At 42.1% G+C, this 25,386-nt stretch carries 22 protein-coding genes; 3 read left to right on the top strand and 19 right to left on the bottom strand.

The window, feature by feature from the left end; all coding sequences use genetic code 11:
- Positions 1-135: 135 nt before the first annotated feature.
- Together HNQ56_RS17740 and HNQ56_RS17735 are read left to right on the top strand one after the other, a co-directional pair.
- Positions 136-1,383 carry an immunoglobulin-like domain-containing protein gene (locus HNQ56_RS17740; protein WP_429148969.1) on the top strand — a complete coding sequence of 416 codons (1,248 nt, stop codon included), beginning with the start codon at positions 136-138 and terminating at the stop codon, positions 1,381-1,383.
- Between the two features lie 176 nt (positions 1,384-1,559).
- Positions 1,560-2,396 (top strand): helix-turn-helix domain-containing protein, encoded by an 837-nt coding sequence (locus HNQ56_RS17735; protein ID WP_429148968.1) that lies wholly within the window; start codon positions 1,560-1,562, stop codon positions 2,394-2,396.
- 321 nt (positions 2,397-2,717) lie between these two features.
- On the opposite strand, the gene HNQ56_RS17730 is transcribed toward HNQ56_RS17735, so the two are convergent.
- From HNQ56_RS17730 to HNQ56_RS17660, 15 genes are all read right to left on the bottom strand, one after another.
- The gene (locus tag HNQ56_RS17730; RefSeq protein ID WP_429148966.1) at positions 2,718-4,073 is read right to left on the bottom strand and encodes an MATE family efflux transporter; all 1,356 of its coding nucleotides are present in this window, start codon (positions 4,071-4,073) and stop codon (positions 2,718-2,720) included.
- 170 nt (positions 4,074-4,243) lie between these two features.
- Positions 4,244-5,368: a hypothetical protein gene (locus tag HNQ56_RS17725; RefSeq protein ID WP_429148964.1), complete on the bottom strand. Its 1,125-nt coding sequence runs from the start codon at positions 5,366-5,368 to the stop codon at positions 4,244-4,246.
- Positions 5,326-9,144, bottom strand: a complete 3,819-nt coding sequence (locus tag HNQ56_RS17720) for a YuxH family protein (RefSeq protein WP_429148962.1) — start codon at positions 9,142-9,144, stop codon at positions 5,326-5,328. The genes HNQ56_RS17725 and HNQ56_RS17720 overlap by 43 nt, the downstream gene beginning before the upstream one ends.
- Positions 9,145-9,169: 25 nt before the next feature.
- Complete coding sequence (locus HNQ56_RS17715) at positions 9,170-10,702, bottom strand: sensor histidine kinase (RefSeq protein ID WP_429148961.1); 1,533 nt, start codon at positions 10,700-10,702, stop codon at positions 9,170-9,172.
- A 639-nt stretch (positions 10,703-11,341) separates the two neighbouring features.
- A complete protein-coding gene (locus tag HNQ56_RS17710) occupies positions 11,342-12,022 on the bottom strand; it encodes a phosphoribosylaminoimidazolesuccinocarboxamide synthase (protein ID WP_429148959.1) in 681 nt (226 codons plus the stop codon).
- A gap of 51 nt (positions 12,023-12,073) precedes the next feature.
- Positions 12,074-13,294 carry a metallopeptidase TldD-related protein gene (locus tag HNQ56_RS17705; RefSeq protein ID WP_429148957.1) on the bottom strand — a complete coding sequence of 407 codons (1,221 nt, stop codon included), beginning with the start codon at positions 13,292-13,294 and terminating at the stop codon, positions 12,074-12,076.
- A gap of 62 nt (positions 13,295-13,356) precedes the next feature.
- Positions 13,357-14,694, bottom strand: coding sequence for a TldD/PmbA family protein (locus tag HNQ56_RS17700; protein ID WP_429148955.1), 1,338 nt, complete (start codon positions 14,692-14,694; stop codon positions 13,357-13,359).
- A gap of 154 nt (positions 14,695-14,848) precedes the next feature.
- Positions 14,849-15,016 carry an ATP-binding protein gene (locus HNQ56_RS17695; protein ID WP_429148953.1) on the bottom strand — a complete coding sequence of 56 codons (168 nt, stop codon included), beginning with the start codon at positions 15,014-15,016 and terminating at the stop codon, positions 14,849-14,851.
- 212 nt (positions 15,017-15,228) lie between these two features.
- Complete coding sequence (locus tag HNQ56_RS17690) at positions 15,229-15,783, bottom strand: hypothetical protein (protein WP_429148952.1); 555 nt, start codon at positions 15,781-15,783, stop codon at positions 15,229-15,231.
- Positions 15,784-15,981: 198 nt separating this feature from the next.
- A complete protein-coding gene (locus tag HNQ56_RS17685) occupies positions 15,982-16,857 on the bottom strand; it encodes an aldose 1-epimerase family protein (protein WP_429148950.1) in 876 nt (291 codons plus the stop codon).
- Between the two features lie 341 nt (positions 16,858-17,198).
- Positions 17,199-18,257 (bottom strand): class I mannose-6-phosphate isomerase, encoded by a 1,059-nt coding sequence (locus HNQ56_RS17680; protein WP_429148949.1) that lies wholly within the window; start codon positions 18,255-18,257, stop codon positions 17,199-17,201.
- Positions 18,254-18,859 (bottom strand): FGGY-family carbohydrate kinase, encoded by a 606-nt coding sequence (locus HNQ56_RS17675; protein ID WP_429148947.1) that lies wholly within the window; start codon positions 18,857-18,859, stop codon positions 18,254-18,256. Before HNQ56_RS17675 ends, HNQ56_RS17680 begins: the two co-directional genes overlap by 4 nt.
- A gap of 17 nt (positions 18,860-18,876) precedes the next feature.
- Positions 18,877-19,299, bottom strand: coding sequence for a hypothetical protein (locus HNQ56_RS17670; protein WP_429148945.1), 423 nt, complete (start codon positions 19,297-19,299; stop codon positions 18,877-18,879).
- Positions 19,300-19,331: 32 nt separating this feature from the next.
- Complete coding sequence (locus tag HNQ56_RS17665) at positions 19,332-19,775, bottom strand: pyruvate formate lyase family protein (protein ID WP_429148943.1); 444 nt, start codon at positions 19,773-19,775, stop codon at positions 19,332-19,334.
- Positions 19,769-20,098: a 4Fe-4S cluster-binding domain-containing protein gene (locus tag HNQ56_RS17660; RefSeq protein WP_429148941.1), complete on the bottom strand. Its 330-nt coding sequence runs from the start codon at positions 20,096-20,098 to the stop codon at positions 19,769-19,771. Before HNQ56_RS17660 ends, HNQ56_RS17665 begins: the two co-directional genes overlap by 7 nt.
- 165 nt (positions 20,099-20,263) lie before the next feature.
- Between HNQ56_RS17660 and HNQ56_RS17655 the strand changes: the two genes are divergently transcribed.
- Positions 20,264-21,421, top strand: a complete 1,158-nt coding sequence (locus HNQ56_RS17655) for an ROK family protein (RefSeq protein WP_429148939.1) — start codon at positions 20,264-20,266, stop codon at positions 21,419-21,421.
- Positions 21,422-21,491: 70 nt separating this feature from the next.
- Here the strand turns inward: HNQ56_RS17655 and HNQ56_RS17650 are convergent, their stop codons facing one another.
- The 4 genes from HNQ56_RS17650 to HNQ56_RS17635 form a co-directional block, all read right to left on the bottom strand.
- Positions 21,492-22,370 carry an ATP-binding cassette domain-containing protein gene (locus HNQ56_RS17650; RefSeq protein ID WP_429148937.1) on the bottom strand — a complete coding sequence of 293 codons (879 nt, stop codon included), beginning with the start codon at positions 22,368-22,370 and terminating at the stop codon, positions 21,492-21,494.
- Entirely contained in the window at positions 22,355-23,035 is a 681-nt protein-coding gene (locus HNQ56_RS17645; RefSeq protein WP_429148935.1) for a hypothetical protein, read from the bottom strand. The genes HNQ56_RS17650 and HNQ56_RS17645 overlap by 16 nt, the downstream gene beginning before the upstream one ends.
- Positions 23,032-24,090, bottom strand: coding sequence for an ABC transporter permease (locus tag HNQ56_RS17640; RefSeq protein ID WP_429148934.1), 1,059 nt, complete (start codon positions 24,088-24,090; stop codon positions 23,032-23,034). Before HNQ56_RS17640 ends, HNQ56_RS17645 begins: the two co-directional genes overlap by 4 nt.
- A 162-nt stretch (positions 24,091-24,252) precedes the next feature.
- Entirely contained in the window at positions 24,253-25,305 is a 1,053-nt protein-coding gene (locus HNQ56_RS17635) for a HAMP domain-containing sensor histidine kinase (protein WP_429148932.1), read from the bottom strand.
- Positions 25,306-25,386: the final 81 nt, after the last annotated feature.

Here is a 25,386-nt window from a genome sequence, read left to right as displayed (position 1 = left end):
TCTAATAAGTAAGGAATAAGATACGAGGTCAAACAATCAATATAAAGTGTGCAGAAAAGCATTCCGGTTGTTTGATATGCCATGAACGGCATCATGTAACTATTTGACTGCTAAAGCGGATGGAGGGTATGTACTATGAAAAAATTATTATTTATATTTGGATTTTTTGTTATACTCTTTTCTCTGGAAGCCTGCGGTACGAAGGAAAAGCCATTAATTCCTTCCGACGTGCAGGAAGCGGATATTGATGTTTCCGAAGATATAACCTTTACCACTCAATATCCGGTCTATGGAAAGGATATGGAACAGATCATAGGTTATATACGGAACAATACCGATGAGGAATTCGTATATGGTGCGGAATATTCGGTTGAGAAATTGATTGATGGTACCTGGTATCAGCTGCCTTTCCCGGAGAATACCGCCTGGAATGCCATAGGATACATTCTTTCACCAAAGGACACCAATACAGAGTATGTCAGCCTTTCTTTTGTAGATTATTCCTTTACGGACGGTACCTATCGCATCTTAAAGCAGATCGGAGATAAAAAGTATTTTGCCGAGTTTAAACTGGGTGAATCGAAGATAACAGCCGATACTCCCTATGGTTTTAAGAAGCTTCAGGAGCTTGATAAGAATTACAGCAAGGAACAGGCAATACAGGACGGCGCTGTCGTAGTAACCTATAATGAGATTATAAATGCCGATAAAATAAAAATGTTCTTGGAGGATGTAAGTAATAACGTCACCTCCATGCTTCGTGTGGTACAAAATACCACAGAAGGAGATCCGATTATTACGGATATCATCTATGTTGTAGGCGGGGAGAATTATTATAAGGTAATTACAGATAATTCCCGTGATAATTTTGCTGGCAGTGATAAGGGTATTGCTGAATTCATATACAGTTATATGATAACGGATGAAAAAGCGGTCTATCTGAGCAACCACGCAAGCTGGAAGCCAGAGAGTGAGCAAGATGCCAGAATTCTTCTCTATGACCCCAAGGACGAGATATGGGAAGGCCTGGTCCCCATTGTTCAGCAGATGACGGATGACCGGCTCAAGTGGAATTCTGCTGTATATAAGATTTTCTCGTCAGATGGCAGAGCAAATGTAATTCTTACGGATAAGCCTCTGGAATTCGGTTATAGTACGGAAGGCTACGGAGAAATGAGGAATATCGAGAATAAATTGAATATGGCTGTTAAGATTGAGGAGGCAATATGGGCGGATGAGCATACAATTTTGTTTGTGTGCAAAACCAACACAGATATGAAATATTATGAATTTTTTGATATCACTAGCAGAAGTGTGGTTTCCTATACGGCAAGCAGGTATGATTATTCTATTGAAAATGGAGAGATTATAATTCCGGAATAAGGAACTATTGCAACACCTTTGCATAGAACTGATTGAACATCATTCCAATGCAAAGGTGTTGCAATTCAACTGTCAGTTGAGAAAAACTAAACCTACCTGTTATTGCAGTGTAACCGAAGAATGCTATAATAAAATTGTAAAAGAGCTCTTTACAAAAAAGCATAGGAGGTTACTAAATGGTTTCTATCGGAGACAAGATAAAAATCCTTAGAAAGCTTAAGGGTATTACACAGGAAGAATTATCTGATATTCTGCATATTTCATACCAAGCAATAAGCAAATGGGAAAATGGTGCAGCACAGCCGGATATTTCAACCATACCCGTAATAGCGAATTATTTTGGCGTAACTATCGATGAATTGTTTGGATATAAGATGAATGCTTTGACAAATAAAGAACGCTTTATACAGTTTATAGTTAATAACGGCATGCTAAAAATTGATGCAGAGTATGCTGGTTCAAATGATGAGATGAAGTTTAACATTAATACAGAGAAGTTCGAGACAAATGCCCAGATATCTAAAATCGGAGGTTTTTTTGCGGATGTTATCAGGGAAAACGCCATAGAGTTTGATACTCTGATGGGGTTGGCTTACCATGGAATAGCATTCTCATCTGCTGCAAGTATTGCATTGTTTGAAAAATATGGCGTCTCCGTTAATTATTGTTATGATAGGCTGGTTCCAGACAGCAGAAATAGAATAATATGCGGTCATACATTGACGGATAATGAAAAAGTGGTTATTGTTGATGACTTGATTTTTTCGGGAAGCAGCTTAATAGAAAGGGTAGAAAGACTTAAGAAATTAGCGGATATAAAAATTGCAGCCGTCATCGTAATTGCAGATTTTATGTCCGTAAAAGAGGGTGAAGTACAAACTGGAGCACAAAGAATAGAAGAAAGGTACGGAACCAAGGTTTACTCTATTGTTACAAGGGCTGATATAACCAGAGCAATAAATAATGATATTATTGCAGGCAGGGAAAACCCGATATCATCTTTATTGCATTAAAATACACGCTATCCACTTACATAAAAAGAACCCACTCCGATCTATTAGATTAGACTATTGTCCCTATATCCACGAACTAAATCAGAATGACGGTTCCTATCATGTGTTCTATAAGGTCGCGTATCGGTTGGACGAAGAGATTAAAGAAGGTTGGGCCGCTCTTAAATTACAGCAATCTATGGTCGGACCGATTGGAGCAGCAACAAATACATGGATATGGAATTTATAAGTCGTTTCCCGTTATCCGCTGTAGAACAATTACAAGGGTGTCGCAAAATCATCAAAACAGAATGATGGAGCGATACCCTTCTTTTTCTGTGTCTATTCAGCCCGCTGCCGGACCTTCTTCCTTGCATAGAAGAAGCTGCCCACCTGGCCGATCCCCGCCAGCGCCCAGGTGATGGGATAGCAGACAAAAAGCATAATGGTAGTGGGGAACCATACGAAAAAAGTAGCCAGCCATACGATACGCAGAACACAGGCTCCAACCAGGGTACAGATCATCGGCAATACGGAAAAGCCCATACCGCGGGTCAAGCCCGGAAATACATTCATCATGCCGCAGGTAAAGTATGCTATCATCAAGACATTAATTCTGGTCACGCCAATGCTGATTACCTCCGGATCTGAGGTGAACATGTGTAATAAAGGTCTGCTAAATAACATAGTCAGTCCCCCCACAACAATCCAAGTCACAATAACCAATATCGCAGAAATCTTTGCTATCTTGTCGATCCTGTCGAATTTCTTTGCTCCCATATTCTGCCCTGTAAAGGTTATTGCCGCATTATAATAGGCATTCATGGAAGTGGCGACAAAGCCCTCTATATTTCCCGCTGCAGAACTGGCTGCCACCATAGAAGAACCAAAGGAATTAACGGCTGATTGAACCACCACATTGGAAATAGAGAACAGCAGTCCCTGTAATCCGGCAGGCAGACCAATCCGGATAAGCTGCTTCAGTTTTCTTCCATCAAGGCGCAAATCCTTGAGTATCAGGCAAATGGATGCCTCCCTATTATGGATCAGACATAAAAGAACTAAAACCATAGACATATACTGAGAAATTATCGTTGACCAAGCCACGCCAGCCACACTCATATGCAACACAATAACAAAAAACAGATTTAATATTACATTGACAATTCCGGCCCCTAATAAAATGTACATAGGCCGGCGGCTGTCACCGACAGCACGCAATACCGCGGCACCAAAGTTGTATATCATACTGGCAGGAAGACCCAGGAAATAAATCCTCATATACACAGCGGATAAATCAATGATATCCATCGGAGTCCCTACCATAATTAATAAAGGGTTGCATAAAAGAAGACCCAGCACCATTACAAGAATACCGCCAATGATACTTATGACAATCGAAGTATGTACCGACTTGCTGACGGCATCTGACCGCCCGGCGCCGTAGTCCTGAGCTACAATAACACTGGTTCCCACCGACAGCCCCATGAATGAGTTCACAATCAGGTTGATGATAGAACCTGTCGCACCAACTGCTGCCAGAGCCTCCTTACCGGAAAACCTTCCGACCACAACCATATCTGCCGCATTAAACATCAGCTGAAGAATGTTCATCGCCATGATGGGCAAAGCAAAAAGAACCATTTTACCGAATATAGGACCGTTACACATATCCTTATCCTGACTTTTAAATATCATTTTCATCTCTTCCTTTATTTTTATGTCAATTTTTCGTCGTGAAACAGCAAACAAGTTAACTCTACCACATTCCAGCAATGATTTCTACCTATTTAACGAAAAACAATTTTTTCCTTGTTCAGTTCCCTCGATCTGCGGGAAACCAATCGTTAATTTGCCTTGATCGCTTATTACTTTTTAAACAATTTTCCTATCACTGTATTACCAATCACCACTAGTACAATAAAGCCGACTGATATAAACGTAGTCCAATGAAGCGCACTGAAGCACGCGCTTCCCATCATCCGGTCTGCAAATCCTATGCCATCCGCAAGGGCAGAGAAAACACTGAACATAGCAATTAAAGCCAAGGCAGCATTCATTCTTTTTTCATTGGACAGATCCTGATCTTCCGTCACCCGGTCAATCACATCCTGGATATCAGAATTGAGAGTATCCAGAGACAGGCACTCATACATGCCGTTGTAAAATCTCTGATAGGAGTGCTCATCCGATACAGTCTTATATGCAAAACGAATGCGGAAGCGTATCAATTCTTTCTTTATCCGGTTCAGCACCTTCATTCGTTTCTGATTTTTTACTGCCATATAATTATAAAACAGCAGGGCCTGCCGCTGGTGCAGCAATATCATGTAAAGCAGAAAATAGTCATTTCGCACATAATTGCAATATTGCTTGGTTACAAAATAATTATTCTCACCGGGGATACAATAGGACAGAGAAACCACTCCCTTCATAGAACCCACCCAGTAAAGATTTCTGCTTTGTTTCCATTTAAAATCAAATAAGCCGTCCTCCTGCTCTTCCCGCATGTAGAAACTGGTGTGAAAGCCCTCACGCAGATACCTCAGCTCACGCTTCAGCACGTCCTCAGAGACTGGCTCACTTAATTGGATCCGATGATACATATAGCATTGGTTTTTACACGAATTCGGAAACAGCTCAATCTGGCCCTGGTCACCTTCGATCTCTAATAAATGGCTGGTGATATCCGCCAGGTTCAATTCCTGCTCTGCCGATTCATCCCCTTCCCCACTGGACAACGAAACAGATAGCTTTACCTTTTTACTTGATTTTCTGTCCGGCACTAAGGCACGTAACAGAGCGAAGCTTTTATTGGTTATGGCCTCTATCCCGTCTTCCGAATGGTCAATCTGATAAATCAAAAAACCAAATCCCGTAGAGAAGTACAAGATTTTTATCTGGGATATTCCCATGGTAAATTGGTCCGGCAGCCTGCCGTCTTCTACAATTAAATCCGATGTGATTGTAATACTTCTATGCCCATCCGGCAAATTATAATGAGGGTATTTCTCTTCCTGCGGGGTGAAATATCTCTCAGAAAAACATTCCTCGAATTATTCCAGTTCTCATTAAAAAGCTTAATTATCTTATCTATACCATCCATGATAAGAGAAAGATACTCTAATCCTTTGTCAAACGGTAATTCCGGAATCGCCTCCAGCACCTTACAATACTGTTCCCTCATCTCTTCCAGTAAATAATTGCAGTCTGCTTTGCTGCTTCCCAAGCAGACCGTGCCTTCATGGAGCATTCTCACACTTATCTCATAATCCTTTTTCCCGAACCTCTCCAAGTGTAACAGATATCCCAATTCTGCCTTCGATAACTGCAGCTTTCTTGGCAGCGCGGCATCTCTTTCGGTCTCTTCCGATCTATCGGATTGATTGGTCAAAATATGAAGCAATATATCTTTCCGTCTGTGAGCAGACTTCTCTCCCTCTAATTGATGGAACAAATCCGATATGGGCCTAACCTCTTTTGTGGTGTGAAAATCATCCATCACCTTTTGCAGAAAGGGGATGCTATTCTTCTCTTTTGACGCATTTCTATCGGCATTCTCAGCCGGCAGGTCATAATCCATAAAAATCAGTTCTTGCCCAGGCTTCATGCCATCCCCATATAACACAAGTATGGGTTTATGATTACCCTCTTCCAGAATACGCCGGATTCTGGTTTTCAGGCCATCATCCTTTGGATTTTCTATGGAATACTTGAATTTTTTATTTCTGCTCCGCTGATACAGATTCGGAAGCAAGCAAGAAAAATATCTGGTATCTTTTAATGTCAATAATGCTTTCCATAAATTTTCTTCCACCTCTTCTTCATAGGCATCTCTAAACGCTCCCGCCTTCTCTTCAAGGGACATTAATTGATGTATAAAGCCAAGTAAATTTCTTCCCTCTTCATCCATCCGATTCATTACCCCGGAGATCTCATGCGGATATTTTTGGGAGAGGTAGGCCAGTACCTCGCATACTTGCTTTTCACCGAGCTTCTCCATTTCAGATATTTTTATTTCTTCCTTATTTTTTACCCAAATCAGGAAGGACATCGCCAGTATCTGAGTTTTAACCTTGGGATTATTCACCATGTTTTCTGAAAGCTCCTTATAACATGCTTCTGCCATCTCATAGCTGCCGGCTTTTGCATACTGCCTGGCTAATCCTTTTAAGTAATTCGTATCCTCTGTCTTTTCATAAAGCTTCTCTAATAAATCAATACCTTGCTTCCCTTTATATTGATGATGTTCATTAATCTTATCGATCACCCGATAAAGAGTATCCTCATTCCCTTTTGCCATCAGCGCAAAGAAGTGATGTAACATTACCACTCCTTCCTCGCTGTATGCTTCGTTATTCTCCAGATAGTCCTCCACCAGCCGCACCATATGAGGGTTATCCCATTCTTTTGAATAAGATACACATTCGCCCAAGATATCCAGGTTCAACAGCGATTGATTCCTTTTATTGCTGTCTTCCAGCATATGAATCACCCTGTTCACGGAATCAAACCCTATGGTATAACGGGCAGGGAAGCTCTTTTTGATTGCCTCCTCATTCTCTTCCCGGTACAATTGAAGCCATACCTTCCCTATCATTTTAAAGGACATAAAATAATCCCGCAGGTCTTCTGTCATTTTATTTCTGCCGCTCAGGATATATTTTTTTATAAACGCTTTCAGCTTGACTACAATGTCCTTCTCTGAATAATATATCGTTAAATCGCATAATTCTTGAAAAAACTCGCTTTGTGTACTGCCATAACTGATCTTTAAATTTTCTAACCGGTCTTGATATTTTTTTAGTTTATCCGTTATCTCCGGGGAGAGCTTTCCCTTCTCTATGATGGAAACCGTATATGAATTTAATGTTTCATGGCGATAGCGCAGAGTAATTCCTTTATAAAGAAATGGCAGATTCTCCGTTTCTACTGCATACACTTCCAATGCGTCAAACATTTTCTTTAGATATTCTTCTTTCATCGTGCGGGAGTAAAGCTCCTGATACATCAAATATAGTGCACGCTGAATAGAGGAGCAGTCCAGTTCCCCTATCAGCTCCTTCGTAGCCGCATAATAATTTATGACGAACTGTAAGTCCATGACCTCCTCTAACATGGAGGTTTCATCCGACCCTTTTTCAATATTAACTCTATAGGTTGCATTTGGATAAAATTCTAACAGGGTTAGGATGCGTTTAAATCTATCTGCCTTTTCTGATCCCAAGCCTTCCATTAACTCATGGGTAAGGTTAAGTATCCGGGGAATGGAATCGATATGCTTCACGCTATCATCGTAAAACAATTGTGCGACGCTGTATTTTTCTTCGAACAATAAATCCAGAATATTTCTGATCAGCTTAACCATTTCCCACTGCAGCAATACTTTTAAGAATTTTCTTAAGTACAGCTCACAATTTCCCGCCACCTTTGCTATTTTAAATGCAAAGTCCAGATACCTGTACTGACGATGTTGATTGTACAGCTCCTTAAGCTCCTCAAGATACCTATCCGCTATGCTTTTCTCGTTCCGGATACATAATGCGAAATAATTCTCGTCCTTGTCAAGATAATCGAGCAGCCCTGTAAAATGTCTTCCTATCCTGTCCGCATCATTGTGTACTCTATACACTATTTCTAAATCCAATTCATAGGCCAATTTAATCCAATCCAATTTTTCTTTCTCATTGACGGCAGCACCGGCTCGCTTGTGGTAAAATTGATATATATCATACCAATCATCATAATCGCCATGCAGCTCCGCTCTGATTCGCAAGGCATTGACAGCTTTTCTTGCCCATTGCATTTGTAATTCTCTATGTTCTATTTTCTTCTTGGCTGACCCTTCCGCCATTTTCAGCCGATGCCCCTCCATATAGCATTCATAAATTTTCCCCAATATAAGCCATTGATCTTTGCTCTGTTCAAAATTCAGCTGTATCTTCTTCCATACATAGAAGCTAATTTCCTTGATCACTTTATCCCCGTTGCCGTCCAATATATTAGCCGGATCAGGAAGAATGGACAGTTCTAAATGATTTAGAGTATCTTTCGTAGTATTTGATTTTTTAGCGGATATCAGGGCCTTTTGCATCGTTTCTTCATATTTATCATATAATTCCGGATCCTGTTCCGGGAAAAATTGCAGATAACGCGGCGCCGTTGGAGCTTTTATGTAATTCCCTCCCTTGAAAGTTTTTTTCTCTCCGTACACCACGTGATCATTGATACAAACTATCCTGCTTCCAATGGTCTTAATATCTACGAAATCCCCCATTAGATATTCCTCAATCTTCTTGCTGTAATAACCGTAAAATTCTTTTTTTAGATTTAACAATTCCTCTTTATATAGAAACTCATCTATTGTATTATGGATGCGGATATGTTCTTGTGCCAAAGCATATGTACTACGGCTTTCCTCAAAATCATCAAGAGCGATTTTATACCCTTTTTCTTTCAGAATTAAAAGTCTTTGAATCAACTCAAGATCAACATAGGTATCTTCCAGGACCTCGACAATTAATCTGCCGGGTTCAATCAATTCAATTGTGCCTGATTGAATCAGTTCATTGTCGAAATTTACAAAAGCTATTTTATCGTCCACAATCTGATGAATTCCGTTCTCAAACAAACCTCCCAATACAGACGCAGAAGCCTGGACCGAGGATACTCCGTCAAATGCTGCGGATTGCATTCCTCCCCGAAATAGCAGTTCATATCCATAAACCTTTAAGGAACGGTTAAATATCGCCTGCCGGGCTATGTACACTCTTATCCACTCCTTTCCATAAAATTTAGGACGAACTTAAAACATGCGGTATTTGAAACGTAAATCTGGTTCCTGAAGCAGGATCGCTGTCAAACCACACCTTTCCCTTTAAAAAACCTTCCCCGATTAATTTCATTCCATAGGTACCTATCCCACGCCCGCTCCCCTTTGTCGTAAAGAATTTTTTAAATACCTGCAATTGTATCTCCTTTGACAGGAAGCCATAATTATGAACCGATACTTCTACATGTTCCTCTTTCGCATCCAGGTTAATCGTTATTATTCTCCTGTCAGCCTCCACCGCGTTTTTAATCATATTCATGATAACCCGGTATACAAGCACCCTGTCACTAATTACTTTTACCTCCCCACTGCTTTCAAAATGAAACTCTGCGTCCTCAAAGTATCTCATGATAGAATATATTATTTCATTCAAAGAAAACTGAGAGACCGTAAGAGACAATTCGTCGTTTTCGGCTGACAGCAATAATTTCTGTGCATTTATCTCATCTATCATATAATCTGTTGAATTATTAATATATCCCATATATTTTTGTATCTCGTCCATTTGATCAATTTTTTCTGCATACTCGGCTAATCCCTTAATGGAACCGGAAGTATTCAGCAGATCATGGAAAAATAACCGTTCCATGTTAGTTCTTAATTTATCATTGCTAATATCCTTCGCAATAAAAATCGTCGCACCTTTCTGTATATTCTCTGCGGAGGTTACAATGATCTGCAATTCCCTGCTCAATACCATTCCTCCGGATTTATAATTCATAAGGCACTCCTTCTGCACCCTGCCCTTCGTTTTCTGTGCCTGAATAATAGCCTGTACCGCGCCGCAGACACTGCAGCATTCCGTAGTCCCGCAACCGTTTGTATTTTCATATGCATGGATACAGTTTAGCACTTTACCAGGGCGTAGTCCCACCGGTTTATCATTGCTCAATCCAATTAACTCAAGAAAATAGGAATTGGAGTAGAGGATTTGTCTTTCCTTATTCAGTATTAAAACCGTATTAGGTATAATATCAAATAAACTTGTTAGAAGCTGGTTATCTAATATCTGCTTCGATTGATCAAAAATCATGTCATCGGTAAGCTTTTTTGCCGGAGCGTATTCATATTCATGTTCATGATCAACGGTTATCTTAGCCAGACTCTCAATAGGAGCAGTCCACTCTCCATTCTTCAGCTTCTCATTAATTTCGGCAATATGCCTTTTAAACCTTTCCGCTGAAAGAGGCTTTCGGATATATGCAATCACTCCATGATTTAAGCACTCTACCGCATTATTAACGGTCCCGTATGCAGTAACCACTGCGATTGGAATCTGAAACTGATTTTCCTTGATCCACTTCAGTATACTCATCCCACTCATTCCCGGCAGCTTCATATCAAGGAAAATGATATCAAATGGATGTTTTTTGATATTAGCCATGGCATCCATTCCATTACTAACAGAAATCACCTGATAACCTTCTTCTTCCAAGCATTTCACCATGAAAATTCTGTTGCCTTTTATATCATCGATCACCAAAGCTGTTTTCATATACACTCCCTCTTAATTCATCATTTATAGAGACAATTGGAAAACTATAACGCTTATGTAATTCTATACACGGCTAATATTTAATATTTCTGCTCTATTGCTGTTCTTTCAACTAAGAAAATATATTTCAACTGGCCAGGCTATATGGAAAAAGACATTAATAATGGGCTGATACTTACTAAGTATCCGCCAATATCTTTCCAACTTTTACAGTAATGTTTTCATTTCATTCAAAGTACTTATACCGGCTGCATAATACGGTATGGTAATTTGAATATTTATAACTGGCATTTCTGTTAACATTATATTATGTTTCCATATTTTTTTGTATCTTGCTAATGCAAATATTCCTGTTGGGCAATCATCTAATAATATATAGATCCTGTCATTATCTCACTTTTTCAAACTCATTCATTTATTTTCTCTTGTTATACATTTTATTACAAATTATTACTATGTATTTACTTGTCTAAGGGGCTATCCTATAGCCGGATCATCCTCTGATGGAGCTTAACCAGGAATCCGTTGAAGACAGCATAAAAATAGGAAGGAATCCATAAAACAGAATTCCTCCCTAATTATTGTATGCTTTTGATTGGGGTATCTATCACCCTCGCTTGTAATTGTATACCATGTTCCTTATCTCATTAATTCTTCCAGCTCTAAGGGCTCAATATATCTTCCTTCTTTATAAGCTCTCATATTTCCGCCGGAAATTTCATCAATTAATGCGATGTGCTTGTCCTCTCCGACTCTGCCGAACTCAAGCTTAATATCATATAATTCGATCCCTCTTTCAGCCAGATCCTCCTTCACTATCCCTGCAATTTTCTTTGTCAGATCCTTTACGGTCCGGCACTCCGCTTTTGAAATAATCCCAAGCATATCAAGAGCATCTTCCGTTATCGGGGGGTCATTTCTGTTATCATCCTTCAGGGTGAATTCAATGAATGCGTCAAGGGGCTGACCTTCTTTGGCATATTTCCCATACCTTCTTATGAAACTTCCCACTGCACGGTAACGGCAAATAACCTCCAGTCCTTCTCCGAATGCTTCCGCTTTATTTACTGTCATTGTAACATTGTCTAAATCCGCACTGATGTAATGAGTTGGTATTCCAAGACGATTTAGCTTCTCAAAAAAATGTTTTGTAAGTCTAAGTCCTGCTTTACCGGAACCTTCCACTGATAATCCAACCGAATTGGCTCCCGGATCGAATTTTCCGTTTTCACCGGTTACATCATCCTTGAATTTTAATAAACATGTTTCATCTTCTAATAAATATACATCCTTTGTCTTTCCCTTATAAATTAAGTTCATCTGCTTTATCCTTTCTTATATTGGTTTTTGACCAGAATTGATAACGAACGTTCAAAAGTCTGCGGCTCCAACCTTCATCCGAATTGCCAGCAAATGGCTGCTCATAAAAGGTTTATCCCCGCTGCAGCCGAGGTAATCCTTTCCGAACATGTCATATAGATTACCCGATATATTTAATTCCGGAAGTCTTCCGAGAATTCTCTCTCCATCCGTCAGATATGCGTCCTGAACCGGAGCAGCAAAGTCACCGCTGTTGGTGTAATCACCGCCGGACATGATTACCGCGAGAACCGCCTGCTCTCCTCCCAGAAGCTCCTTCAGGGTCCTGCTGCCATACACCGCCTTGAGAGAAGGACTGCTTAAGGAAGGCACATCATCATATTGGCCGCCTGCCGCACCTGTTAAAGGTAAGGAAAACGCCTGAGAATTCTTTTTATCGGTGAATGCGTCCTTTATTATGCCATTTTCTATTAGGGTGAACCGATCCCCTTCCGAGACCGTTCCTTCCATATCAAAGAACGGGACATGATACTGATCCTCACTCCGGTTTTGGCATAGACTGAACTCTTCATGAAAGACCTTCATCTTCCGCTTATCCTGAAAAAGAGAGATGCCTCTTCCTATCGCTTCCCCATTTAGGGATTCTGTAAATTTACCAAGCATCTCATCCTGCAATAGGATGACAGGCATCCTTTCCGATGGAAGCGTACATTTTGCCAGGTATCCGTCCAGGGCGCTTCTTGCTTCCTTAAGCATCGCATCCAAATTATATTCTCTGCTGATATACGTAATGCAGGAGTCAATGACATTCACGGAATCCTTATGCTTTACCAAAAGTCCCGCATCAATTGTCTTATCATAATTCACATAGTTTAATCCGGCATCATTGGTTAATGAAACATAAGTCTCCGTTAATGACATCTTATTGCTCAGAAGGAACTGAGGATATTCCTCTCGCAGTATGTCTAAAAGCCTCTCCATATCCCGTATGTATTCTTCTTCTGATATATCAAATTGTCTTAAATCTCTGATTCTCTGTTTGTCTTTTTCCGGCTCGTAAGGGTATGGCGTCTGATCGGACAGATTTTTCACTGCCTGGCTCCAGGTTTCCCGGGTCGGCTCACCATAGCAGCCTGCAATACCGATGTATCCGTTATCATAGACGCGGCATCCGCATTTCGTCAAATTCTTCTTTCGGATGGAATCGATCCTGGTGCCCGTAACATTGATTGATATTTCACTGATAATTTCCTTGTATAATTCTTTTATCATAAAATAACCAAACGTTGTTCCCAACGTATCCTTTCTTCTCAGTTGATCCTATTTGCATCCATTTATTGAACATTGATTCCGTTAACACGGATATAAGGCCCGCCAAAGCCCACCGGCAGAGGATATTGCTCCATCTTGCCGCAGCCGCCCAGCGCAAACGCAAACAGTTCCACCTTATCCGATACTCCGTCGATCTCCCCCAGCGTTTTCATGACATTGCCGGTAATGACCGATATTTTCACCGGTTCCGCGATTTTACCACCCCTGATCCGATAGGCCCTCTGAGGCGCTATGGTAAAGGTAGTCATACCGGAACCGTGAAACAGGGAATCGATATAAAGGCCGTCAGACACTCCTGCAATCAGCTCCTCCTTCGTCAGGGTTCCGCAATCAATATAAGTGGTCGTCATGCGTACAATCGGTTCATATTCGAAATTCATAGCCCTGGCATTTCCGGTGGGTGCTTCCTCCAGGTCAGCTGCAGTCACCGAGCTGTGTAATCTGCCTGTGAGAATTCCGTTTTTAATGATATAATTTTTCTTTGCCCTGCAGCCTTCATCATCGAAGGGAACATAACCGGAGCCCTCCGGCAGACCGGTATCGATGATACTTAACAGAGGGGCGCCTACCTGTTTGCCCATTGCCCATTCCTGTTTCATCGTCTCATCACCGATCATGAAATCTGCTTCGCTCTTATGCCCAAAGCTTTCATGGGCAAATACTCCCGTTACCTCCGGGGATAATACGCAGGTATACACCCCTGGAGCTACCGGCACCGCGGCTTCATAATAGGCAAGATCCTTTCGGATCGTACACCGAAGCTTATCCTGTTTCCCTTCCAGCTCCTCAAAGCTCATATGATAAATATTTTCCGAACCGCGGCACGGGTTACCGTCAATTTGGAACATGTACCTGGCTGCGATACAGCAGAACTGAGAATCAAACATCACATCCGTTCCCTTACTGGAGATGATGTGCTTCACCGTATGCTTATCAAGGTAGTAAAGCTTAGATATCTGAATTTGCTCAAATTCCCTAATCACCGGTATGTAGGTTTGCAGCAGCTCATATTTACGGGAATTATCAATAAGGGAAACATCATTCAATACATAATTAAGCTGCTTCTCCTGATTAACCTCCAGCTTCTCTATCACCGGATGATTGCTGATTCCAGAATTTGGCAGTGCCATGACCGCCAGCCGGTCAATCTCCTCCTGCAGATGATCCATATCGGTCGTTACGCTGTAATACCAGCGCCTTCCATCAAAAACACGAATCATTGCCCCGGTATCTTTCTTCACTTTATTCTGTTTCAGCTCAAAATTCTCAAGAGTAATATTAGTCTGGAATACCGTCTCAATACGAATATCGGTGTACAGATTCTTAGGAAACTTATACATGCTCTACCCTCCTGTTATCGCTTTGATATATTGTTAATTTTTTATATATTACCATCTAATGGTATAAAATACAATCAGTTTATATTGCCGTCCATCCCTGCCTATAAGGCAATACGACTTAATTAACCGTTGAATTGTAATCTTTTCATGTTCCTTAATACCTTGGCAGTTCCACCTGTATTGTAAGCTCATTCCCCTGCAAAGGTGCGCTTGCGCTCCCGCCCATCTGTTCTGTGAGTACGTTTACAATGGATAACCCCAACCCGGTGGTCTTTCTCGTTGACATATGTCCGTTATAGAAACGTTCAAATATACGGTTCACATCAATTTCTGACGCCTTTTCCACCGGATTGGTAAAAGATTTAGAAAAGCTAATAAATAATAGAAAATAAGCCGATATCCTGAAGGAAGCCACTATTATCTGAAATGCGAACGGTGCGGCTGTTCCATCAAATACGGCAGATACTGCCCTTCCTGCATAAGAGAACTGGCAGGAGGTATTAAAGCGGGAAACGGTGTCAGGCACCTTATTTTTTATTCCTCGATTGAGTTTGTATCCATTAGTAAGGAGTGTATGTCAATTTGATTTAAAGCTTCCGGTTCTTCAAATGTAATGAGATGAATCATGAAATCCCTTCCGCCTTGCTGGATATTAAGTGCTACACCCGGCGGCAGCTGTCCAGGATCTATGTCTATCCGTTTGATAGCATTATTTCCGTAATAGAGGTTATGCCACTCATTTGAGAATGCTAAATCTTCATCAACTTCATAACGTCTTATACCGGCATTTTTGATCCAGCCAATAGAAATAAGATGCATATCAGGGGAAGTGATTCCACCGGTATACAATACCTTCCAAAATCCCATATTGTTCTTTTCCATACATACCAGCGCTAAGTCGTCATCTTTTCTGGCTGTTACTATTCTAAACTCTTTGCCGCTGTCATTGAAGCCTCGTTCTAACGTCTTAGCTATCCCATGAGGATATCCGGCAACCCTTAAAGCAATGCTTAAGCTATTCAATCTAAATACAAGATATACTGCAGCTATAACAAGAATAATTAATGATACGATATGGACTTTTTTCATCGCAGGCTCCTTCTTAATAAACATGGGCAGGGAAGTGAGGACTTGCCGTCAGCAAACGGTGTCAGGCACAGAAAACCATCCTGTTTTTATTATACTCACCTCCCTTATTTTAGTCAAACAAAAGCAGCCCCTATCCTATTTGATATTGGACGAGAGAATTGTCTCGAAATAAATAACATATTTGTTTGACATGCCCCGCTAATTGAATGCAATGCTCCAACGGTTGCAATATTTCTTTCCAACCGCCAGTGAAATCAGAGAAGGCTGGGTTTCTAAGCTTTCTATCAGCCCCTGTCTGGATGGAAGAGAAGCCCACGGCTCAATACAGACATAGGGTGCATCTGTTTTAGGCTGGTGCCAGATTCCCAGATAATCCATATCCGGATAGGATACTGTCACACCTCTATTCCCACGGTCCGACTTCAGCACGATCTCCCTGCTCATATCCTTGAGCACAATTGCATCATCATCAAACAGACTGTGCTTCAGCCTTATTAATGCCCCCTTTTCCAGTGGGTACTCCACATCTTCTCCATTCAAAAAGCACTCTTCGGAAAAACCGATTTGGGTGGGATTACAAGGTGTTGTAAATTCAAGATAATAATCTTCAAAGCTCAAATCCTTCTCTAAGGGGACACAAAATCCCGGATGACCTCCAATTCCAAAAAACATATCCCTATCTCCATGATTCTCAACCTGATACGTGATTGACAGAGTATGTTCTTCCAGCTCATAGCATATACGACAGATGAAATCATAGGGATATTGTTCCTTTGTTTTCTCATCCGCATCCATGCGCAGAACCATTCTGTTTTCCTGCAGAATTTCTATCTGAAGTTCTGCCGTTCTTATAAATCCATGCTTATTCATGGTATAGACCTGGTTGTCCGCTTTATATTTTCCTTCTGTGAGCCTGCCGATATAAGGAAACAAATGAGGCGCGCGCCCGCTCCAATATGCCTTATCCCCCTGCCATAGATACTCTGTCCCATTCTTATCCCTGACGGACTGTAGCTCGCCTCCCCTGCTGCTCACCGTAATCATGAGGAAGTCATTTTTTATCTGATAATCCATACCGATTTTCTCCTTCCAATTACTCTTTATCCAATCCGTTCTGACCAATCCTTCTCTGTCTAATTATACTCCGGCAGGTTATTCTCTGTCCACCCCTTCTCCATCCAGCCCTTCTCTATCCGGCCATCCTCCAGTTACTGTTCAGAGGGTGACAGGGTGGAGGACATGGTGCTCCCGTAATGCACTGTATGGAAGACATGTGATTGGATTTGTATGCCATAAACGAACATACCTGTACGGTTAGGGCATACAAATCCGATTATGTGTCTTCCATCCTGCGTGTGAGGGAGCACCATGCCCTCCGCCCTGTCACCCTCTGAACAGTAGCATCCTCCATTCAGTTATCCTCTGTCAGGCGGAATACATGCCACTATTTCCAACTGACAGCCACTGTCTGCCGCCACTTTTATGTTCCCCAAGGCATTCTTAGGCAGGAAGAAATAATCGCCTTTCTTCACCTTTTCCTGATAGCCCTTGCCTTCCAATATCCCTGTACCGCCTGCTACAACGTAGATAGCCGGGGCGCATTCCAGAAGCAAGGATTTTGAAACATAATACTTCTCCACAGAAAAGCATGGCGTATCTTCCTTGGTGATCAATGCTTCCTTGCTATATTCATCATTTTTAAATACAAGACGGGGTTCCCTTTTAGAAAGTGCGATACACTCCTCGCCATATATCGAGTAATCAAAGCAATCCAGCGCCGCGTCCTTTTCCAAATCCAGATACATCTCCTTCCGGCTCAGAAGATGATCTCCGCACCAATACTCCGGCTGAACCGTAAAATCCGTAGGCTCCTGCACCTCTAAGATCAGACAGCCGTATCCTATGGCATGGACCGCCTTGGCGGGAATCAGAAATACATCTCCCGCGTTCACCGCAACCCTGTTCAGATATTTATCCATGATGCTTTTGTCCGTTTTAGATTCCTCTATAATCTCTGAAAATCTTTCCTTCGTGAGCTTATCTTTAAACCCAAAGCAAATGCTGGCATCTTCCCTGGTGGCTAATATCAGCCACATCTCCGTCTTTCCATAGGAGCTGTTAAAATACTTCTCGGAAAATGCCCGGTCCGGGTGAGCCTGCAAGGGCAGCCGTATGGCGCTGTCCAGGTATTTTACCAGTATCTCCAGGCTCCGGGAGTTCCCCAGAGTCTCTGCCGGATAAGCTTGTATCAATTCTTTTAATGTAATATTCGTCCCTTTGATAAAGCTTAATCCTTCGTTATCTCCGGCACTCTTTTCATTTAAGGCTTTCACAGTGGAAGCAATCCACTCCTCCGGATAATTCGTATCTTCCTTTTTATCTCCAAGGAAATCTCCCAACAGGTATCCGCCCTTATAAACACGCCAGACTCTGTTTCTTTCAAAAAATACCGGTTGTTCCGTATACTGAATCATAATTTCAATCCTCTCTTCGTCCGTACTTTCTTTTGTACCTCTCCTATAGAATGAAAATGACCGCTGCTATATAAGGAGTATAATGCCGCACCGCAGGAGGCTTCCTCTCCAAAGATCGGGATATGCAAATCCTTTCCGAATATATCCTCGATCACCTTTTGCAGAACCGGGTTCTTCCGAATTCCGTTCCCGCTTCCAATCAGTACCCTTGCTCCCTGATCCTCTTTGGGAGCCTTTTGATAGAGCTCGTAAAGCTCACGGCACATTCCTTGAAGCATTCCCAGAGTTAAGTCTTCCGGGGTAAAATTATCGGCATCCAACTGTTCTATCCTTCCCCGTTTCCTGGGATCTGATCTTGTACCGTTAAACCGGGTATCCGCCACAATGGGATTCTTCGTGTTATAAACACTATCTGCCGCCTGATTCATAACCTCATACATATTTTCAGGTATCTCACACCGAAACAGCTCCAATACCTTCCTATAAAAATTCTTTAACAGCTCATAAGCTGCGCCGCCGCATAAAGGAGCGCCAACCATCAGATAGGTATCCCCGATATACGGCCTGTATTCTATCTCCGCATCTTTGTCAATACTTTTCATCCTTGATCTCCTCATGCCTAGCAAATGGTGGACTGCAAATCCAATCTTTTAATAATATCCTCCTGTATCTCAGGGGAAAGATCCAGGAAATTTACAAAGGTGCCATGGATGCGCATGATATAAACTCCGCTGGGCGCATATTTCCCTGGATTTTCTAATACCTTTCTCAGGGTATCGGGCGTCGTAACATTTACATATAGATAAAAGGGCGCTATTCTTTCTTCCTTCGTTCCGAAGAACAGGGGATTTAACACCTTTGTCTTAAATTCCATCCCCTTGCTTTCTTTGGTATCCGCTCTAAAGTAATTCGGGTCCAATCCCAGGTGGGAAGCATATCCTCCGTTAAACTGCTCATAGGGAAGCTTTTGTGCTGACAGCACCCGGTACCCCAGCCCGTTCTGGGCATCGCCATACAAAGGGTCAACGCCGTAATTTAACATATCCTTTGCTTTTCGCCCGCTGGGCAGGGCTCCTACCAGACTGCTATAGCAAACTTGTCACACCTCAGCAGGTATTGCCTTAATTCCTCATCCTCATTAAAATCATTTTTCAACGCGGCAAGCAGTCGTTCACAATCCTGAGGACGCTCTTTTAATAAGGTATCGATGGCGACCAGGGAATCCGCTATCACACTCAGCCCATGAATCAAACAGCCGCTGCCATTGTATTTTGTTCCCTGCTCCTGGTTATCCCTCGTATCGATTCCGCTTTCCATTCCTCCCATGAAGCAGGACAGATAAGGGACCGGCAGATAAGAAACCGCAGCAGACGCGCCATTGGCATGCTCTGTCATTCGATCCACGAAGTATTCTGCATGTTTATAGAATGCCTCTCTGATATTGGACAGCTCTTCCCTGGGATCCCTGGACCCCGCCAGCTCTTCATAGGATTTTCCGATCTTATTTCCTGTCAGCATGGATCTTCCTCTATGATTTCATCCTCACTCATTTCAAAGCAGCTGAGACGGATGCCTTCATTTTTATTCTCATGTAAGCAGGGCCGGTTATGGCAAGCTTCGCAGATCTCCCTGTTCAGCTTACCCCCTCCGATGGCACCATATGGACAGACCGCCTCCAGTAATTTCTCTTTCTCAATCATCAGAACTCCGTCCCTTGCAATGCTCTCCGGGTTGGCGCACCATCGGCATCTCATATTGCATCCCTGAAGATGGTACACCAGCCGGTTTCCCGGCCCGTCCTGGGAATAATTAAAGCCTTTTTTCATTATTTTAAGCTTCACGCCATCCTCTCCTCCCATCGGTGCCTGACACCGTTTCCTTAATCCTTTTGTACCATAAAGCCAGGAATTTGTCAATTCATTTGACAAATTCCTGGCTTCGATTGACTTTCCAAACTATTCAGTATAATATGAAAGATGCATCGCTGTATAAAACGAGGTGGCCATATGTCTAAAAATGCGTTAAATGCTTCGGAAATGAAGATCCGGAATCAGAAAAAGATATTGCAGCTTTTAGTAACTCCCTGTTCCAGAGCCGACCTGTCCAGGAAGACCGGGCTGACCCGATCCGCTATCAGTATTATTGTTGATGAATTAATCAGCCAGCAATATATTATGGAGGGGGCTCCCATACTCGGCAAGGTCGGACGCAAATCTTTCGTTTTAAAATTAAATCCGGACCGTTTTTATATGATTGGAGTAAATCTTGCCCGCAATGGCTGTAGCGTGGGCATCGTAAATTTTTGCGGGGAAATCCTGTCTGTTTCTAAACTGCAGATGGACGGAACTCCTCAGGAGACCCTTCTCAACATAGAAAACACCATCAGAAAACTGATAGAAGAAAGCCATTTGCCCGGAGAACTCCTGGGCATCGGTATCACCTCCCCCGGACCGTTAGATTCCTCCAATGGAATCATATTAAATCCCCCTAATTTTGATCAATGGTCTTTTACTCACGTTACCGATTATTTTCGCGATAAATTTGATTGCACCATCTTATTGGAAAATAACTCAAATGCTCTGGCGCTCCTGGAGAAATTCTATAGCATCCATAATCAATTTAAGAACTATGTGGAGCTGAATGTGGATTCCGGTATTGGCAGCGGAGTCATCTTAAATGGTCAGCTTTATAAAGGAGCTTCCGGATTTGGCAATGATTTCGGCCATATGTCCATTGATTTTCACGGTGAGCCCTGCCAGTGCGGGAATATAGGATGCGCGGAGCTCTATGCCTCCATCCCCAATATTCTTCGGTATGCCAGACAGATCAATCCCGCTTTTACAGACTGGAACACGATTGTTGATCAGGCTCTTTCCGCTGATGCCCAGGCGATTCAGGTCGTTGAAAAGGAAGCTTTCTATCTGTCCATCATCATCACCAATATCATGAACATCCTGGATGTGGAAGCCATTATTTTCGCAGGAGACCTCACCTACCGCAGCTCCTTCCTCATTGATCTGGTGAAAAAACGGGTGGATCAGCAGATTATCGCCCGCATGGTAAAGCAAATCAACATCATCTCTTCTTCCATTACCTATGAGGCACCTGTTCTTTCTTCCGCAAATCTGATTCTGGAGTATTTTTTAAAAGGGCCGGTGTATTAACCGGACTATTTTAGCGTACGGCAGAAATTGAATGCCCCTGCCCTCATTTCTGAGGCAACAGGGGCACTTCTTACAGTTTATCGCTATTCATGATATAGATATATGCATCCTCTAAGGTCACATCCGCTTTTATTCCCGGAGTATCCGGCTGTCTGTCCGTGATGATTCTCGCCTCTATGCCGTCCTCTTTATAATTCTTAGAAGATATGATGTATTTACTTTGAAGCAAGCTATATTCTTCTTCATTTTTCAGTCTGCAGATCCATACACAATCCCTTACTTGATGAAGCAGTGCGTCTTTCCCTCCATTGTATTTAAGCTCTCCCTTTTTTAGCACCCCCAGCGTATTACAGGTGGCCGCCAGATCCTCTATTACATGGGTTGAAAATAATACGATCCGGTCCCTCGAAAAGTCAACTAACAGATTTCTTATGCGCACCCTTTCTTCCGGGTCAAGTCCGGTTGTCGGTTCATCCACGATAAGGATTTCCGGGTTATGCAGCAGAGCCTGGATCAATCCCACGCGCCGCTTCATTCCGCCGGACAATTGCCGGTTCTTCTTCCTCTGATGTTCCGCCAGGCTTGTTTTCTCTAAATAATAATCGATCCGCTCCTTTCCCTGTGCTTTTGTTATCCCCGCTAATCCTCCCATGTATTCCAGCGTCTCTCTCACCGATAGATTCGGATAAAGTCCTAACTCCTGCGGCAGATAACCGATAAGCCGTTGCAGCTTTTCGTAGTTTTCTTCCTTTAATTCAATCCCGCTCAGGGTTGCCTGACCCCCGGTAGGCTTTAGAATCGTAGTTAATACCCGCATAAGGGTTGTCTTGCCCGCACCGTTTTCACCCAGTAATCCATAGATTCCTTTATTAATATTCATATTGATCTGATTAATTGCAACTGTCCCATTCCGAAACCGAACGGATAAATCCTTTATCTCAATTGACATATTCCCACCTCAGCCCTTTCCTTTCCAAACAAGCAGTTTTTATTAAAGTAAATTAACAGTATTGCGGTAATAACAGCAACCAGCTTGCCAATAATCCAATCTGTGCATATTTCATTGTTCTGGTTATTGCCATATGCAAATACATTAATGTAGTCCGGTATTCTCTTTCCGACGGTAGAGTTTAATATAGTCCAGATCAGAAAGGCGCCTCCGATCCCTCCCCATAAATTCTTAAACAGATTGACGAAAGTGAAGGATAAGGTTCCAAAAAAGAAAATACTGGCAGTACAGGCTAGAACTGCGGTTAAATATAATACCAGCAGATTAGCTTCACTTTTATACTTTATAAAATGTACATAAAAGACCCAGTAATCCAGACCGGTTAATATCCCCAGATAGACCACCTGAAGCAAGAGCCGCTGGCAGATTGTATGAAACCGGTTCTTTACCGGTAAAAGATCAAAGACCTCCCACCGGTTCTCGTGTATTTCCTGATAATATGCATCCGCGCAGAATACAATCGCCAGTAAAGCAACATTTGCATCCATTGCCGCCCCAATTTCATCGGGGAAGGATATCCCCCTGATCAATGCCAATATGATCAGGAAGGAAACCGAGTAACACACCTTTATTCTTGTTAATGCTATTTTTATAGAGTATCTCAATAAACTCGTCTCCTCCTCCATACTGTAATACTCAAAAGAATAATGAAAACGGAACACAACACAAGGATAATCTGATTCAATACTGCCTGCGGAGGAGTGGATGTTTCAAAAAATGCCCCCGGAAAACGGACCAGAATAGCCAGCTTTCGAATCTTATATCCGAAGCTCCCATCCTCCATCCGGCTTCCCATGTTAGAATAAATCATATATAGGATCAATGCGGGCAAGGCCGGTAACGGGCTTTTAAAAAGCACCGCTATAGCGGTATAGACACTTGCAACCATGAGCAGATTAGGAATAATATATAAGATTACGGCAAGCCATAAATCCCAGAAGGATACCGGAAACCCGGCTGCCCTTCCATGGAGCATTACCACCACATCAAACAGCAGGGTTATAGCGGCCACCACAATGCCCAGAGCCGACATACCGCCGATGATCTTACCGATGATATACTCCCTCGCCTTCAAGGGCTTCGTATGCAGTAATTCATAAATATCCCGTTTTGAATCCCGGATAAATAAAAAAGCAAACATAAAAATGGCATAGAAAATAATATAAACGCCAAAGTAATCCGCATAGGTTCGTGAAAAATAGTTGCTGTACTTATGCCTGCTAAAAGATGTCTTTATATAATCGTTCGCTTCTTCCATACTCGCCTGTCTCATCTTAAATTCATAAAAATATACATTTGCACTTAGAAATGAGTAATTGGCCTCCATATACTCCGCTATTTCCATCAAAGACATATTCTTCTCTGTCAGCTTGTTTATCAGCTCATTTTTCTGCGATTGACTAAAATCAAACTCTTCCATCATGACCTGGCCAATCTTTTCCATCCCCATCTTATATTGCTCTTCCTTTGTAGCAGGTATATAACCGTCCATTATATCCGAATCCGCAATTTCCGAATACTCCTCCAGTGTATGTATCTCACCTTCATCATTAAAATAATGAATCCCCAGATAAGGAGACGTACTGCTATATACGCCTAATACCACTATAATTGCCCCGATGTAAAAAATGGGATTTCGTAGATACCTTTTTAATTCCATCCAAATGATAACCTTCAATCCTTCTGCACCTCGCTTTCTATCCGTTGCCGGCAACGGATACCATAAGACTAACAGACAGATATCAATAAAAAGACAACAAAAAAGAGCTGCTGCCCAACTTATTATTAATTAGTTTCGCAACAGCTCCCAGGCTGTAAGCTCTCAACGAATTAAAAACTCCGCTTTGACACTTGCTCCCCTATTCGCGGCATTTTTAATGAATAGCTTTCCCCCGTGCTTTTCACAAAGAAGCTTACTGATATACAATCCCAATCCAAAATGGTTTGCATCATCCCCGGAATTCTCATGATAATATGCATTAGTAACCAATTCCATGCTGTCCGCGTTAAACCCCATACCATCATCGCATACCTCCACCTGCAGCATGGAGTTTATGAAGTTCACCGTTATCCTTATCTTCTCATCCGCATACCGTACCGCATTGGAAATCAGATTCTCATACACCTCGCAAATCATTGCCATATCTGCCTGAAATGAGGAAGGAACCCCTTCCTCCATTCCTATTTCAATCTCAATACGCCTGGAAGCGGCAAGAATACCCGCCGCTTCCTCTAATTGCTTCATCAGCTCCTGAGTATCGACCGTTGCGTAATCCGCCTTTCTGTCTTCAAGACTGGACAGCTGCTTCATCTTGTCTATAAATAATAAAAGACGTTCGGTCTGCTTATCACAGGATAAGATAATCTCATTCAGCCTCTCCTTATCAATCTTATCCTGGGGCACAAGCTCGATCAGCATTTCATGATAACCTCTTAGAATTGCCAGGGGAGACCGCAGATCATGTGCAATTGCGGCCTTTAGATTCTTCTGTTCTTCAATGGTTTTCCACAAATATTTATTATTAATCTGCAGCTGGTCTCTCATTTGTTCAAAGGAAGAGCATAATCTTCCCATTTCATCGTTATGGCCATATTGAATATGGAAATCCAGATTGTTCTTTGCTATCTCCAAAGAACTGTCCTCCAATATTCTTATGGGCGTCTTTAGCTTGTGCCTATAAAATATCACCACGGCCAGCCCGGAGCATAGGGTTGACAGGATAAGCGGTGTCCATGTAATAATAAAGTCACAGACCTCTGTAATATTATGATCCGCTTTCGTCATATCGTAGGCGCCGGGCCGGGATATCTCGATACGGATCCCATACTGCCCCATGTTCCTGGTTGATAAATCAATATACTCCTCTTGATCCAAATAGTGAAACCATGTGTTATACTGGATTTGCTGAGCTATGGAAATGATAACGGCTGACGAAAAGAAACCTGTAATCAAGGC

This window comes from Anaerotaenia torta (assembly GCF_050433395.1).
GTDB classification, from domain to species: domain Bacteria; phylum Bacillota; class Clostridia; order Lachnospirales; family Lachnospiraceae; genus Mobilitalea; species Mobilitalea torta.
This window is presented reverse-complemented; position numbering and strand designations above follow the sequence as displayed.